The following is a 15,207-nucleotide window of genomic DNA, read 5'->3' as shown; positions in this document are numbered from 1 at the left end:
GGGCCTGTGCGCTCAGCGCAGCCGGTATCTGGGGTAGACCCCAGGCGGCGCGGCCTCGGCGGGCCGGTTCTCGCGAACCGCAGCAACGCGCTGGACGTACCGGCCGTTGACCACGCCGCCCCCGGCGATGGGGGGCTCCGCCTCGATGAAGCCGTCCTCGTACGCGATCACGCGCAGGCCGTCGACGGCGGCCAGCAGCTCGCCAGGCTTCAGCAGGAAGTCCGGATTGGCCGGCCGGCCGATCGTCTATTGTCCATCGGTAAAGGTCTCGTAAATCAGCCAGCCGCCGGGCGCGACGGCCTCGACGACGCGCGGCAGCAGCGGTCGCCACAGGTAGTGGGTGACGAGCACGACGTCGAAGGCGCGATCCGCCAGCGGCCACGGGCCCTGCTCGATGTCGGCCTCGATCAGCTCGACCCGGTCGGAGAGCCCGGCGAGCGTCGCCAGTGCCGCCGCGTCCCGGTCGACGCCGGTGACGGCCACGCCTTCGCCCGCCAGCAGCTTCAGATGGCGGCCCGAGCCGCAGGCCAGGTCCAGCGCCGTGATGCCGTCGCGATCACGCCAGGCCTGCGCCCAGCGCAGCACCCAGTCGCTGGGGAACAGGGCGCCGTGGGAGGAGGTGCCGGGGGCAGCGCTGCCGGGGAAAGTGGACATGCTCATGCGGGCCGTTGTTCCTTCTTGAGGGCCTTCATCGCCATGCGGTCGACCATGGCCGGCGCCAGGAGCTTGAGCCAGCGGCCCAGCTTGCCCTTGGCGGTCATGACGATGTCGCGCTCGCGCGCCAGGGTGCCGTCCAGGATCAGTCTGGCGCACTCATGCACCGGCATCGCGCCGCGTTCGTCCAGGCTGCTCAGCCCCGACGCATTCCCCTGCGCGTTGAAGCCTCGGTAGCGGATCTGCGTGTCGACGACGCCGGGATACGCGATGGTCACGCTGACGCCGCTGGCGGCGACCTCGGTGCGCAGCGCCTCGAAGAAACCGGTCATCGCGAACTTGCTGGCGCTGTAGGCGGTCCGGCCCGGGATGCCGAGCAGGCCGGCCAGGCTGGAGACCGCGACGATGCGCCCCTTGCTGGCCTTGAGCGCCGGCAGCGCGGCCTGGGTGCACCAGGCCGAGCCCCACAGGTTGATCAGCATCAGGCGCTGGTACCAGGCCAGGTCCTTGACCTGGTCGAAGAGCGCGTGCGCGGACATGCCGGCGTTGTTGACCAGCACGTCGATCGCGCCGAACGCGCCCAGCGTCGTGCGCACGAGTTCCTGGCAGTCCTCCTGCGACTCGACGTCGCAGCGCTGCACGCGGGTGTGGGCGCCGAGCGACTCGCATTCCGCGGCCACCTTCTCGAGCTTGTCGACGCTGCGCGCCGCCAGCACGAGCGAGAGCTTGGCGCCTTCGCGCCGCGCCCATTGACGCGCCAGTTCGGCGCCGATGCCGTCGGAGGCGCCGGTGATGATCACGACCATGTTGTCTCCGTTGTCAGTGCGCTCGTGGCGCTCGTTGTACTCGTCGTCAGATCGGAACCCAGAACCAGATCAGAAGCATGCCCAGATCGCGTCGCCCAGCTGCTGCATCAGCGAGGGCTGCATGTAGGCCATGAAGACCGCCGCCAGCACGCCGGCGGCGACGAGCCACGCCACGATCCGCCTGAGCCCGCGCGGTCTCATGCCGCGGCCGGCACCGCGCGACGCGCGATCGCCGTCTCCCGCACCGGCAGGTTGGCCAGCATGGCCACGATGCCCAGCGCGACGGCCAGGTACCAGACCACGTCGTAGGACCCCGTCGCGTCATAGAGCTTGCCCCCCAGCCACACGCCCAGGAAGCTGCCGATCTGGTGGCTGAAGAACACGAAGCCGCCCAGCATCGACATGTGCTGCACGCCGAAGATCTGCGCCACGATCGCGTTGGTCGGCGGCACGGTGGACAGCCAGAGCACGCCCATCACCGCGGCGAAGACGTAGACGCTGGCGGGCGTCAGCGGCACGTTCAGGAAGATCATGATCGCGATCGAGCGCAGCAGGTAGATGCCCGACAGCAGATAGCGCTTGGGCAGCTTCTGGCCCAGCGTGCCCGCGGCGTAGGTGCCGAAGACGTTGAACAGGCCGATCAGCGCCAGCGCGTTGGTGGCGACCTGCGGGGTCAGGCCGTGATCCTTCAGGTAGCTCGGCATGTGGACGCCGATGAACACGACCTGGAAGCCGCAGACGAAGTAGCCCAGCATCAGCAGCTGGAAGCTGCGGTAGCCGAAGGCCTCGCGCAGCGCCTGGCCGATGCTCTGGTGGTGGGCGCCGTGGGCGGCGTCGCGTGCCGGCTCGCGCAGGCCGAAGGCCAGCGGGATGATCAGGCAGGCGGCGATGGCCAGCACGAACAGCGCGTTCTGCCAGCCGTTGTAGCCGATCAGCCAGTTCTCGACCGGCACCATGAGGAACTGCCCGAACGAGCCCGCCGCCGCGGCCACCCCCATCGCCCAGGAGCGTTTCTCCGCGGACACGTTGCGGCTGATCACGCCGTAGATGACGGCGTAGGTGGTGCCCGACTGGGCCAGCCCGATCAGCACCCCGGCGCTGCCGAGGAAACCGGCCGTCGAGGTCGACACGGCCATCAGCGCCAGCCCCGCGGCGTAGAGGAGCGCGCCGGCGATCAGCACGCGCAGCGCGCCGAAGCGATCCGCCAGCATGCCGGCGAACGGGCCGGCCGCGCCCCAGGCGATGTTCTGCACGGCCAGCGCGAGCGAGAAGGCTTCGCGGGTCCAGCCCCGGTCCATCGTGACCGGCGTCAGCCACAGGCCGAAGCCATGGCGGATGCCCATCGACAGCGTGACGATCGCGGCACCGCAGATCAGCACCTGTCGCATGGACAGCGTGCGGGGAGAGGACGGGGGGATCGGGAGCGCGCTCATCCGATCAATGTACCGGCTGGCCGGGCCTCTCAGCGAGCGCCGCTCTTGGATGCGGGTTTCCCCGATGACTTCTTCTTGGCGGTGGACTTGCTGGTGGACTTGGCGTTGGACTTCTTGCCGGAGGCCTTCTTCTCGGCGCCGGCGGCGGAGTTCAAGGCGTTGTTCTCTTCTCCCGCGGTTGCGGCGACGTCCTCCAGCTGCGTCAGCACGCGGCCCTGCTTGATGCGCAGGATCGGCTTGTCCAGAGTGTCCAGGTCCTCGAGCGGATTGCCGATCAGCACCAGGAAGCTGGCCTCGCAACCGGGCTGGAAGCAGCCGAGCTTGCGTTGCGGGAACAGGGCTTTCGGCGTCTCCACCGTGGCCAGGCGCAGCAGGGCGGACTTGTCGAGGACGCCCAACTGGTCGAGGTGGTGCAACTCGTTCAGCGCGTTGCCGGTGAAGAGGTCGGAGCCGACCAGCAGCCGTGCGCCGGCGGCCTTGAGCCGTTCCAGGTTCTGCTTCTGCACGGCCTCGATGCGCGCGAGCAGTTCCGGCTCGGGCTGGAACAGTCGCGTCGCCACCGTGGCGGTGACGATGCCGATCTTCTTCTCGGCGGCCAGCGCGGCGACGTCGGTCGGGATCAGGTGGGTCTCGGGCGCCTCGCCGTGCTGCGGGAAGTAGCCCGGCAGCTCGGCGATGAAGTCGGCCCCGGCGCGCACGGCGGCGGCGAAGTCGGCCGCACTCTCGATGTGGACCACGACGCGGCGGTCCTCGGCATGCGCGCGGCGGACCACTTCCGCCACGACCTCGGGCGTCACGCCCAGCCGGCCGCGCTGCTCGGGCACGTGGCGCAGCTCCGGGCGGTCGTGGTAGCTCATGATGACCTTCACCAGGTCGGTGTGGCGGGCCGCGATCAGCGGCCATTTCTGGCCGACCTGCTCGGGCGTGTCCATGACCAGCACCGCCTTGTCGACGATCTGGTCCAGGGCCATCGGCGGCGTGCCCGACTGCAGCATCGCCAGCGGCTGGCCGTCGGACGAGGTGATGCAGGCGGTGGCGAACAGCACGTCCGGCGCCTCCGGCTGCGAGATGCGCGCGCGGATCGGCTCGATCGCGGCCGGATCGGCGCACAGCATCGCCGCGTAGAACACGCCGTCGCGCAGGTAATCCTGACCGAACTTGTCCAGGCCCCAGGCGCTCTGCAGGTTGTGGTTGTGGGCGTCCGCGAGCGGCGCCACCAGCGTCTGGCCGCGCAGTTCCAGCAGCCGGTTGACCTTGCGGGGGCGCTTCTCGACGAAGCGTCCGTCCTCGACGTAGAGCGTGCCGCTCTGGAGCTTCTCGCCGTCGAACCAGCGGGCGTGGCGCAACTCCATCGCCATCTCCGGGCTGGCCTTGTAGGCGTCGGCCTGCGCCGGTGCCCCTCCCAGGAGGGAAGCGAGGGCCAGGACGAGGGGCGCCAGCAGCGGGCGGGGGGAGCGGGGCAGGAGCGACATCGGGCCGGTCGTTCGGGAGCGTGCGGACAAGCGGCGGATGCTACGACAGCGCTCCCATGCCTTTGGGGCTCGATCGGTAACCGGACGTGCCGCGGCGCGTGCGCCGTGCGGCATGCGCGCGAGGACCGCCTCCAGGGGGTGGAAACCCCCATGGGAACGACCCGTGCCGGCCAGCGTCCGGAAGCGTCGCCGACGCTGCATAGAATCCCGCCCCATGGCAACCAAAGCAGTCACTTCCACCGGCAGCGCTCCTGGCAGCTACGGCGAAGGCTCGATCCGCGTCCTCAAGGGACTCGAGCCCGTCAAGCAGCGCCCGGGCATGTACACCCGCACCGACAACCCCCTGCACGTCATCCAGGAGGTGATCGACAACGCGGCCGACGAGGCGCTGGCCGGTCACGGCAAGCGCATCGCCGTCACCCAGCACACCGACGGCTCGATCACCATCGAGGACGACGGCCGCGGCATTCCCTACGGCCTGCATCCTGAAGAAGGCGTCCCGGTCGTGGAGATCGTCTTCACCCGGCTGCACGCCGGCGGCAAGTTCGACAAGGGCTCGGGCGGCGCCTACAGCTTCTCCGGCGGCCTGCACGGCGTGGGCGTGTCGGTGACCAACGCCCTGGCCAAGCGGCTGCAGGTGACGGTCTACCGCGAGGGGCATGTGGCGACGCTGGCCTTCTCCGGCGGCGACGTCATCGAGCCGGTGGCCACGCGCAAGGCCGAGCCGAAGACGGGCGACCGCAAGCAGGGCACGACGGTGCGCGTCTGGCCCGACGGCAAGTATTTCGAAAGCGCCGACCTGCCCAAGGGCGAACTGGTGCACCTGCTGCGTTCCAAGGCCGTGCTGATGCCCGGCGTCACGGTGACGCTGACGCAGGAGAAGACCGGCGAGACGCAGACCTGGACCTACAAGGGCGGCCTGCGCGACTACCTGATGCAGGCGCTGCCGGCGGATCCGCTGATCCCGCTGTTCGAGGGCGAGCAGTTCGCGACCGCCTCCGAAAGCGAGAACTTCGCCGAGGGCGAGGGCGCCAGCTGGTGCGTGGCCTTCACCGAAGAGGGTCAGGTCATGCGCGAAAGCTATGTGAACCTGATCCCGACGGTGGCCGGCGGCACGCACGAGTCCGGGTTGAAGGACGGCCTGTTCGGCGCGATCAAGGGCTTCATCGAGATGCACGCGCTCGCGCCCAAGGGCGTGAAGCTGATGGCGGAAGACGTGTTCTCGCGCGCCAGCTTCGTGCTGTCGGCCAAGGTGCTGGACCCGCAGTTCCAGGGCCAGACCAAGGAGCGGCTGAACTCGCGCGACGCGCTGCGGCTGGTATCGGCCTTCGTGAAGCCGGCGCTGGAGCTGTGGCTCAACCAGCACGTCGAGCACGGGAAGAAGCTGGCCGACCTCGTCATCAAGCAGGCGCAGACGCGCCAGCGCGCGGCGCAGAAGGTCGAGAAGCGCAAGAGCTCCGGCGTGGCCGTGCTGCCCGGCAAGCTGACCGACTGCGAAAGCACCGACCTGCTGCACAACGAGCTCTTCCTGGTCGAGGGCGACTCCGCCGGCGGTTCCGCCAAGCTGGGCCGCGACAAGGAGACGCAGGCCATCCTGCCGCTGCGCGGCAAGGTGCTCAACGCCTGGGAGGTCGAGCGCGACCGGCTGTTCGCCAACAACGAGATCCACGACATCTCGGTGGCCATCGGCGTCGACCCGCACGGCAAGAACGACGAGCCGGACCTGTCCGGCCTGCGCTACGGGAAGATCTGCATCCTCTCGGACGCGGACGTCGACGGCGCCCACATCCAGGTGCTGCTGCTGACGCTGTTCTTCCGCCACTTCCCCAAGCTGATCGCCACCGGCCACGTGTACGTGGCGCGGCCGCCGCTGTTCCGCGTGGACGCGCCGGCGCGCGGCAAGAAGCCCGCGGCCAAGCTCTACGCGCTGGACGAGGGCGAGCAGACCGCCATCCTCGACAAGCTGCGCAAGGAAGGCGCGCGGGAAGGCAGCTGGAGCATCAGCCGCTTCAAGGGCCTGGGCGAGATGAACGCCGAGCAGCTCTGGGACACGACGCTGAATCCCGAGACCCGCCGCCTGCTGCAGGTGCAGTACGGCGAGCTGGACTTCGGCGACACCGAGGGCGCCATCAACAAGCTGATGGGCAAGGGTGAAGCCGCGGCGCGTCGCGAGCTGATGGAGTTGCACGGCGACTCCATCGAAGTCGACGTCTGAGCCGCCTGAGCCCCGGACCACGCCATGCTCGACCACCGCGTCACGCTCCGACCCACGATGCTGTCCGACCTGGACTTCGTCGTGGGCGTGGAGCAGGACGCGGGCAACCGGCCCTTCATCACGCCGTGGGAGCGCACGCAGCATGAAGGCGCCGTCCGGTTCCCGGACGCACGGCATTTCATCGTGGAGCTGGACGCCGAGCGCGCCGGTTTCGTGATCCTGCAGGGCTGCCGCAATCCCAACCGGTCGGTGGAGCTCAAACGCATCGTGCTCGGCCCGAAGGGGCAGGGCGTCGGTCGGGTGTGCGTGCGGCTGCTCAAGAAGATGGCGTTCACGCAGTTGGGGGCTCACCGCTTCTGGCTGGACGTGAAGGGCCGCAACACGCGGGCGCAGGCGCTGTACCGCAGCGAGGGCTACGTCGAGGAAGGCCGGCTGCGCGAATGCGTGCGGGCCGAGGTGCTGGCCGCGGCCGACGGCGGTCAGGACGGCAAGGACATGGACCTCGGCGAGAGCGCGGGCTTCGACGACCTGATCGTGATGTCGCTGCTCAAGCGCGAGTACGAAGCGCGCGCCGCGCAAGGCCTGGAGGTGGCATGAGCCACGGCCGCCCCAGCTCCGGCGGACGCCGGCTGCGCAAGCGGCTGGCGCTGAGCATCGCCGTGGCCTTCGCGGCCAAGCTGTCGCCGGCGCATGCGGAGCTCTGGGGCTATGTGGACGCCGACGGCATCGCGCATTTCGCGCCGTCGCAGGTGGACAGCCGCTTCCAGCCGGTGATGTCGCCGCTGAGCGGCATCCGGCGCGTGCCGGGCAAGACCGACCACGGCCAGCGCATGCTGACCTGGCTGGACATCGCTCCCGAGGTCAAGGCCGTGCAGCCCTATCTGCGCGAGGCGGCGGCGGCGACCGGCATCGACGCGGAACTGCTGAAGGCGATCATCGCGGTCGAGTCCGGCTTCAAGCCGGACGCGATCTCGCCGCGCGGCGCGGCCGGCCTGATGCAGATCACCGCGGCGACGGCGCAGCGCTACGCGACGCCGGAGGAGCAGCGGCGGCCCGGCTACCTGCAGGACCCGCGCACCAACGTGCTGATCGGCGCGCGGATGCTGGCGGACCTGACCCGGCGCTTCGGGCGTCTGGACGCGGCGCTGGCGGCCTGGAACGCCGGCGAGGGCGCGGTGCGGCGAGCCGGCGGACACATGCCCGACATCGACGAGACGCAGGCTCATGTGCATCTGGTGATGGAGCTCTACTGGGCGCTGCTGCAGCGCAGCCTCGGCAGTCGGGCCAGGCAGTTGACGATGGTCGCGGCGCCGCTCGAATGAGCGATCGCGGCCAGGACAGTCCTCAAGACATTCGCAAGAAGATTCGAACGACCGGCGCAGGCCGGCATGAGAGAGATGACCCAAGAGACCTTTGATTTCGAGAACCCGAATGGCGCCGGCGCCGGCGGTCCGGGCGGACAGTCCCCGTCCGGCGACGCGCTGACGCTGGCGCAGTACGCGCAGCAGGCCTACCTGGAGTACGCGCTGTCGGTGGTGAAGGGCCGCGCGCTGCCGTCCTACAGCGACGGCCAGAAGCCGGTGCAGCGCCGCATCCTGTTCACGATGGAGCGGCTCGGCCTGGGCTTCACCGGCACGACCGGCGCCAAGGCGGTCAAGAGCGCGCGCGTGGTCGGCGAGGTGCTCGGCAAATACCACCCGCACGGCGACCAGGCCGCGTACGACGCGATGGTGCGCATGGCGCAGGACTTCAGCCAGCGTTACCCGCTGGTCGACGGCCAGGGCAACTTCGGTAGCCGCGACGGCGACAACGCCGCCGCGATGCGCTACACGGAAGCGCGGCTGTCGGCCTACTCGCGCCTGCTGCTGGACGAACTGGACCAGGGCACGGTCGACTTCCAGCCCAACTACGACGGCTCCGAGAGCGAGCCGCGCGAGCTGCCGGCGCGGCTGCCCTTCGTGCTGCTGAACGGCGCCTCCGGCATCGCGGTCGGCATGGCGACCGAGATCCCCAGCCACAACCTGCGCGAGGTCGCCGAGGCGGCGGTGCTGCTGCTCAAGCGCCCCGACGCGAGCGACGACGAACTCTTCAGCGCGATCAAGGGTCCCGACTATCCGGGCGGCGGCCAGTTGATCAGCTCCGCGGACGAGATCCGCGCGGCCTACAGCACCGGTCGCGGCAGCCTGAAGGTGCGCGCGCGCTGGAAGATCGAGGACCTCGCCCGCGGCCAGTGGCAACTGGTCGTGACCGAACTGCCGCAGGGCGTCAGCACGGCCAAGGTGCTCGAGGAGATCGAGGAACTCACCAACCCCAAGGTCAAGACCGGCAAGAAGACGGTGACGCCGGAGCAGCTGCAGCTCAAGGGCGCGATGCTGGCGGTGCTGGACAAGGCCCGCGACGAGTCCAACAAGGACGCGCCGGTGCGCCTGGTCTTCGAGCCCAAGAGCCGCACCGTCGACCAGCAGGACTTCATCAACACGCTGCTGGCGCAGACGAGCCTGGAGACGACGGCGCCGCTGAACATGACCATGGTCGGCGACGACGGCCGCCCGACGCAGAAGACGCTGCGCAAGATCCTGACTGAGTGGGTGGGCTTCCGCCTGAACACGGTGACGCGGCGGACGCAGCATCGCCTGGACAAGGTCAGCGACCGCATCCACATCCTGGAAGGCCGCCACGAGATCCTGCTGCACATCGACGAGGTCATCGCGCTCATCCGCCATTCGGATGAACCGAAGCCCGCGCTGATCGAGCGCTTCAAGCTCAGCGAGCGCCAGGCCGAGGACATCCTCGAGATCCGGCTGCGTCAGCTGGCGCGGCTGGAGTTCATCAAGATCGAGCAGGAACTGAAGACCTTGCGCGAGGAAGCCGGCAAGCTCGAGGAGATCCTGTCCAACCCGTCGGTGCTGCGCCGCACGGTGGTCAAGGAGATCGAAGCCGACGCCAAGCAGTACGGCGACGACCGTCGCACCGAGATCAAGGAAGACAAGCGCGCGGTCGCCGAGGTGCGCATCGTCGACGAGCCGGTGACGGTGGTCGTCAGCCTGAAGGGCTGGGTGCGCGCGCTCAAGGGCCACGAGGTGGATCCGGCGGCGCTGGCGTTCAAGTCGGGCGACTCGCTGTACGGCGTGTTCCCGTGCCGCAGCGTCGATCCGCTGGTGGTGCTGGGCACCAACGGCCGGGCGTACTCGGTGCCGGTCTCGGCGCTGCCGGGCGGGCGCGGCGACGGGCAGCCGATCACCACGCTGATCGAGCTGGAGTCGGGCACCCAGATCGCGCACTACTACGCCGCCGCGGCGACGCAGAAGCTGCTGCTGGCCGGCACCGGCGGCTTCGGTCTCGTGGCCGAGGTCGGCGACCTGGTGGGCCGCCAGAAGGCGGGCAAGAGCTTCCTGAGCCTGGAAGGCGAGGAACGTCCGCTGCCGCCGTCGGTCGTGCCGGCCGCCGCTGCCAAGGGAGACGCGGCCGCCGTGCAGGTCGCCTGCCTGACGATGACCGGCCGACTGCTGACCTTCGCAATCGAGGAGCTCAAGCACCAGCCCAAGGGCGGTCGCGGCCTGACGCTGATCGACCTGGACGCGAAGGACGCGCTGGTCAGCATCGCCGCGTTCACGAGTGTGCTGATGGTCAGCGGCACGGTCCGCGGCGGCAAGGCCAAGGAGGAGCCGCTGCGCAACGCGGCGCTCGCGGCCTACGCCGGCAAGCGCGCGAAGAAGGGCAAGGCCTGCGACGTGATGACCAAGCCGATGCGCGTCACGGCGGGCTGATCGCGCGCCCGACGGAAGGCGGCAAAGTCCTCGTCGGTGTCGCTGGCACCGGCGAGGCCTCCGCCCGCGCGGGTCGGACCGGGCTCAGCCGCATCAGCGGACTGCCGCCCAGCCGGTTGACGATGCCGCGTTCCAGCGGCCGCTGCCGGTCGAGGGAATGGAGGTCGAACGACGACAGCATCTCGATCAGGAACAGGGCGGAGTCGGCCACGGCGAGGAAACGTCCCGGGCACTGGTTCGGACCGTGGAAGAAGACTTGCATGACATCGTCGTGGCGCTGGTTGAGGACATCGAGCGTGGGACGCCCCTCCTCGGACAAGGCCTGGTCCAGTTTGAGCGCCTGGCGCGCCTGCATCCCTTCGACGTCGAAGATCACCGCGTCCCCCTGACGCAACTGGTGATGGATGCCGTCACCGTCGACGAACTCCGTCGGCTCGACGACGTCGCGGGAGACGATGCCCACCGGGCTCTGGGCCAGCATGACCGGGAGCAGCGCCCGCAACGTCGGGCAGTTGCGCAGTTGCGGAAGGTCCCTGACGCCCGCCGGAAAATCCTCCCGGATGCTCAGGCGCAAAGCGCGCAACTCGTCGGGGTGCCGCTCGAAATGGTCGAGCGTGCGTTCGATCAGATTGCCCGTGGTGAAGAGCGAGGCGGCGAGGTTCATCGACACCTCGACCAGGATTCCGGGCGGGAAGCGGGTCGATGCGTCCACGCTGGCCGGGTCGATCCCGTATCGCTTGAGCGCGCGCAAGGCCAGGGTGTCCGCCAGCCCATGCCGTTCGGCGCCGGCGATCAGCATCCGCCGGCCGGCCTCCTGGAATTCGCGGGCGGCGTCGCGCGCCTCCCGGGCCATGTAGTCGGCCGTCCACGGCGCGTTGGCGGCGAGCGCGGTCTTGAGCATGGCCGTCGCCTCCCGATGCAGCGCATCCACGCCGCGCCTGAACACGGCCACCTCGGCGCCGAGATCGACATCGACTCCCGTGATGGCCCAGGCACCGACATCGAAAAGATAACGCAGGATCACGTCCTGCATGTCCACGGGGGTCTCCGGGGCCGCTGCGACGGCCGCCCCGACCGTCTCCACCGCCCGGCAGGCGCGAGCCGCGATGTCGGGCGTCGAAGCGTCGGTCTGCCGTTGGCTGAACAGCCGGTTGAACTCGCCGGCACGACGATGATGAGCGGTGTCATGGGGCATCAGGAACAGCGTTCCCGTACCGAAGACCGAGCGGAGGAGATTGACGCCGTTGCCTCGGTCAAGGCCCCGCCGCTCGGCCAGGGTGGCCATGACGGCGGCATCGCGGACGAACAGCAGTTGCGTGTTGCCGGGCAAGTCGACCCGCACGGTGTCGGTGCCGTCGGGCAGTTCGCGGACCTGTCGGGAAGGATGGGATGACAACAGCCTGCCCATGTTGGAGAACGGACCGGAAAGCGAATTGGCGAGCGAACCAAGGGACGAGAACATTCAGGAAGCCGGGTGAAAACGGGAGGCCCTGTGTGACCGTCGCGACGTCGGTCGTTCCGCTGGAAACGTCGATCTGCGCGGCGTGCGGCTGGCGTGCCCGATGCGGGCATGGGTGGGACAGGGCAGGGGACAAAACCCGACCCCTGTCCCTTGCGATGGTGACGTCCCTGTGACGCACTGCAACAAAAGTCGCCGGTTTGTCCAGGACACGAACTCATGCTGCAGTGCAAACTCCGTCACGAAATCAACTCGACTGACGGGATGGGCAGCCATGAAATTTAAGTCTCTCGTGCTGGCGCTGGGCGCCGCGCTGATCGCGGGCGCCGCTGGCGCCGCGACCCTGGATCCGGTGTTCGTCTCGCCGACCGTGACCCCGAGCGGCAGCAGCTTCTCGGACGTGGTCCTCGGATCCTTCACCCTGACGCAGGCCTCGGACGTCACCGGCTCGGTGCTGGCGGCGACCACCATCAGCTTCGGCAACGGCTTCACCGTGCCGCTGCAGTCGGTGAACTTCAGCTTCGCGGGCCTGAACGGCGTGACGGACCTGGACGCGAGCGCCACGGGCTTCCATTTCGCCAACCTGGCCGCCGGCACGTATCAGCTGCTCGCCAGCGGCACGCTCAGCGGTGCCGGCTTCGGCGGCGCGGTCTTCTCGACGACGGTCAACGTCGCCGCGGCGGCTGCCGTCCCCGAACCCGCGACCTACGCGCTGATGCTGGCCGGCATCGCTGCCGTCGGTTTCGTGGCGCGTCGTCGCCGCCAAGACTGATTGGCGACCCGGCCGCGCGATGCGGCCTCAGCCTGCACGGCCGCTCACGCGGCCGTTTCGCTTTCAGGCGCTGAATTCAGGCGCTGAGTTTCAGGCGCTGAGTTTCAGGCGCTTAACGCGGCCACAGCCCCTTCAGCCATCGCGGGCGCCACGACAGCGTGGCCGCGATGGCCGCTGCCGCGCCTGCCAGCAACATCAGCCATACCAGCACAGCCATCGACGGGTGGTCCGCCTTCAGGCACAGGCCGAGCGAGAGCACCAGCGCCAGCGCGCCGGCAGCGCGCAGGTTCCGCGCGGTGGCCGCCTTCGGCGCCTCTTCGCCATGGACCTGCTCCCAGTGGGTATCCATGGCCAACGCCAGCCAGCCGAAGCCCAGCACGGCGTTCACGGCGGCGGCGCCCAGCAGAACAACGGGCTCAGCCATGACGGGCTCCCACGGTCTTGAGCGCGGACGGCGAGGTGTTCTCCGCGGAACTTGAACGCTTGGCCCGATGCGCGAGCCTGGTCGCTGCGAAGAGCGCGATCGCCGCCGTCGCGATCAGGCTGAGGTCCACGCCCGCCACCGGCCAGTAGCCGGTCGAGAGCGTCCTTCCGAGGTGATCTCCCGTCGTCACCGCGTTGGCGACCACGGCTGCGATCGCGCCCCCGGCGATCGCCCAGCATTGCTCGCGCCAGGCCGGATTCATGCGCGCCTGCGCCACCGCGCCACCGCGCACGAAGGCATGCACCATCGCCAGCGCCCAGGCGCTCCAGAAGACGTTGCGTTCCCACTCGCCCTTGTCGGCGAGCGACTCCGGCAGCAGCCGGTTGGCGATCAGCATCGCCATCGTCGCGACCAGCATGCCGGTGACGGTCGTCACCGCCAGCGCGTCGACGATGCGGCTGCCTTGGCCGCCGGCCTTCGCGTGCTGCTGCTTGCGCTTCTCGACGAAGAACAGGAAGCCCGTCGCGATGCACACGCAGCCCAGCAGCCCGCCCAGCACGTAGAGCCAGCGCAGCAGCCAGTGCCGGAAATGCTGCAGGTGCAGCCCGGTGAGGAACTCGGTGACGCTGTCGACGGCGGTGCGCGGGGGATCCTCGCGCAGCAGCTCGCCGGTGCTCGCCTTGAAGTGGATGCCCTCGCCGGTCAGCGCGACGCGGTCGGTGCCGGCGCGATACACGCTCACATAGGCGTTGGCATCGCCGACGTGCTGCAGGTTGACGAAGCCCACGTCGCCCGCCATGCCCTTGGCCGCCCAGCGACGCCGCGCCTCGGCCACCATCGCGTCCACGGAGGCGAGCGGCGCGGCGACACCCGCGCGCTCATGGGGCAGGCCCGTCTGCTGTGCCTCGACGCGTTCGGACAGGTCGTGCAGGTCATGCAGCTGCGTGTGCGCGACCGGGAAGTAGATGCCCGCGAAGATCACCAGCCCCGTGAACGCGAAGAAGAAGTGGAAGGGCAGGGCCACCACGCCGGTCAGGTTGTGCAGGTCCAGCGCGCTGCGCTGCACGCTCTTGCTGCGGCGGAAGGTGAAGAACTCGCGGAAGATCTTGCGGTGCATCACCACGCCGCTGACCAGCGCGGCGAGCATCATCAGCGCCGAGAAGCCGACGATCCAGTAGCCCAGGTCCTTCCACGTGAGGTGCAGGCTGTAGTGCAGCGGATAGAAGAACTCGCTGCCGATGCGCAACTGCCCCTGCGGCAGCACCGCGCCGTTGCGCGGATCGAGCGCGTGGACGGCGAAGACGGTCTCGTCCGGGTCCTTCGCGTTGGGGACCTTGAAGCCGGCGAACACCGACACCACCGGATCGCGGTGCGTCGTGTACGCGCCCCAGCTGCTCACGACGTCGAAGCGTTCCGGCAGCGGCCCGTTGACGCGGCCTTCCAGCAGCGCGACGGACTCCTTGGGCGGTTGCATCTTCTCGAAGGCCGGCTTCAGGATCTGGTCGAAGGACGGCATCGGCTGCGGCTCGAAGCGCGAGGACGGGATCGCCCAGCGGTCGATCTCGCGGTCGAAGACCGATAGCGCGCCGAAGAAGAACACCACCATCAGCACGAAGCCCAGCACCAGGCCGAACCAGGTGTGCAGCCAGGCCATCGAGAGCCGGAAATTCTGGAACATGGTCCAACCCCTTCGCGTCAGGCGAGCAGCGCGCGCTGGATCAGCGCGGCCGCTCCGGTCATGACGCCGCCGCTGGCCAGCAGCACCGCCCAGCACACGCCCACGCGGCGCGCCGCGAAGGTCCAGAGGAACACCGTCAGGAAGAGCAGCAGGCCGAGGATCGCGCTCAGATGCTCGGCGTCGTGGAAGGACATGCCCAGCGCGTACAGCCCGCTGTGCGCGAATGCGATGAAGCCCCAGCAGAACGCATAGCCACCGAGGATCGCCGCGCCGATGCGCGACAGCAGCGGGAAGGGCAGCGCTGGGCTCTTGCCCCGGTTGGGGTGGGTCGCGGTATCGATCATGGGCGGGCTGGCGTCCGACAAATGGGAATGCGAGGCATTATCGTCTTGTCACTGACTCAACCGAACGAAGTTCTAAAGCGCACCAGCAGGTCTTTGCTGGAGACGCCAACGAAAAAGCGCTCACTGAGGAGCGCTTTGTTCGGTCGAAAAACGGGCAGGGTGGTGCCAACGCGGCAGCGGAGG

12 protein-coding genes and 1 pseudogene are annotated in these 15,207 nt (G+C 69.2%); 5 read left to right on the top strand and 8 right to left on the bottom strand.

Features of this window, described 5'->3' with window-relative positions:
- Positions 1–12: 12 nt before the first annotated feature.
- The 4 genes and pseudogenes from ABE85_RS10530 to ABE85_RS10515 all read right to left on the bottom strand — a co-directional run bounded on the left by ABE85_RS10530 (position 13) and on the right by ABE85_RS10515 (position 4,365).
- Positions 13–654: pseudogene (locus tag ABE85_RS10530) on the bottom strand (class I SAM-dependent methyltransferase).
- A gap of 2 nt (positions 655–656) precedes the next feature.
- Positions 657–1,460 (bottom strand): SDR family oxidoreductase, encoded by an 804-nt coding sequence (locus ABE85_RS10525; RefSeq protein ID WP_067273664.1) that lies wholly within the window; start codon positions 1,458–1,460, stop codon positions 657–659.
- Positions 1,461–1,657: 197 nt separating this feature from the next.
- The gene (locus ABE85_RS10520) at positions 1,658–2,893 is read right to left on the bottom strand and encodes an MFS transporter (RefSeq protein WP_231993276.1); all 1,236 of its coding nucleotides are present in this window, start codon (positions 2,891–2,893) and stop codon (positions 1,658–1,660) included.
- A gap of 29 nt (positions 2,894–2,922) precedes the next feature.
- Positions 2,923–4,365, bottom strand: coding sequence for an amidohydrolase family protein (locus tag ABE85_RS10515; RefSeq protein WP_067273655.1), 1,443 nt, complete (start codon positions 4,363–4,365; stop codon positions 2,923–2,925).
- A gap of 214 nt (positions 4,366–4,579) precedes the next feature.
- Here ABE85_RS10515 and ABE85_RS10510 point away from each other — a divergent pair, with 214 nt between their 5' ends.
- The 4 genes from ABE85_RS10510 to parC all read left to right on the top strand — a co-directional run bounded on the left by ABE85_RS10510 (position 4,580) and on the right by parC (position 10,347).
- Positions 4,580–6,580 carry a DNA topoisomerase IV subunit B gene (locus ABE85_RS10510; RefSeq protein WP_067273651.1) on the top strand — a complete coding sequence of 667 codons (2,001 nt, stop codon included), beginning with the start codon at positions 4,580–4,582 and terminating at the stop codon, positions 6,578–6,580.
- A 24-nt stretch (positions 6,581–6,604) separates the two neighbouring features.
- Positions 6,605–7,177 (top strand): GNAT family N-acetyltransferase, encoded by a 573-nt coding sequence (locus ABE85_RS10505; protein ID WP_067273648.1) that lies wholly within the window; start codon positions 6,605–6,607, stop codon positions 7,175–7,177.
- Positions 7,174–7,902, top strand: a complete 729-nt coding sequence (locus ABE85_RS10500) for a lytic transglycosylase domain-containing protein (protein ID WP_067273644.1) — start codon at positions 7,174–7,176, stop codon at positions 7,900–7,902. The genes ABE85_RS10505 and ABE85_RS10500 overlap by 4 nt, the downstream gene beginning before the upstream one ends.
- A 66-nt stretch (positions 7,903–7,968) precedes the next feature.
- Complete coding sequence (gene parC, locus ABE85_RS10495) at positions 7,969–10,347, top strand: DNA topoisomerase IV subunit A (protein ID WP_409072579.1); 2,379 nt, start codon at positions 7,969–7,971, stop codon at positions 10,345–10,347.
- Here the strand turns inward: parC and ABE85_RS10490 are convergent.
- On the bottom strand, positions 10,334–11,809 hold the full coding sequence (locus ABE85_RS10490; protein ID WP_157522203.1) for a hypothetical protein: 1,476 nt from the start codon (positions 11,807–11,809) through the stop codon (positions 10,334–10,336). The genes parC and ABE85_RS10490 overlap by 14 nt on opposite strands.
- Positions 11,810–11,909: 100 nt before the next feature.
- Between ABE85_RS10490 and ABE85_RS10485 the strand changes: the two genes are divergently transcribed.
- Positions 11,910–12,578: an FxDxF family PEP-CTERM protein gene (locus tag ABE85_RS10485; RefSeq protein WP_082938515.1), complete on the top strand. Its 669-nt coding sequence runs from the start codon at positions 11,910–11,912 to the stop codon at positions 12,576–12,578.
- 112 nt (positions 12,579–12,690) lie between these two features.
- Here ABE85_RS10485 and ABE85_RS10480 read toward each other — a convergent pair whose 3' ends face one another.
- The 3 genes from ABE85_RS10480 to ABE85_RS10470 are packed head-to-tail and all read right to left on the bottom strand — an operon-like array spanning position 12,691 to position 15,024.
- Positions 12,691–13,002, bottom strand: coding sequence for a DUF3325 domain-containing protein (locus tag ABE85_RS10480; protein ID WP_067273634.1), 312 nt, complete (start codon positions 13,000–13,002; stop codon positions 12,691–12,693).
- Positions 12,995–14,680: a PepSY domain-containing protein gene (locus ABE85_RS10475; RefSeq protein ID WP_067273631.1), complete on the bottom strand. Its 1,686-nt coding sequence runs from the start codon at positions 14,678–14,680 to the stop codon at positions 12,995–12,997. Before ABE85_RS10475 ends, ABE85_RS10480 begins: the two co-directional genes overlap by 8 nt.
- A gap of 17 nt (positions 14,681–14,697) precedes the next feature.
- Entirely contained in the window at positions 14,698–15,024 is a 327-nt protein-coding gene (locus ABE85_RS10470; RefSeq protein WP_067282399.1) for a hypothetical protein, read from the bottom strand.
- Positions 15,025–15,207 lie beyond the last annotated feature (183 nt).

The organism is Mitsuaria sp. 7 (assembly GCF_001653795.1).
Taxonomy (GTDB): domain Bacteria; phylum Pseudomonadota; class Gammaproteobacteria; order Burkholderiales; family Burkholderiaceae_C; genus Roseateles.
The sequence above is the reverse complement of the archived record's forward strand: the minus strand, read 5'-3'. Positions and strand labels throughout refer to the sequence as shown.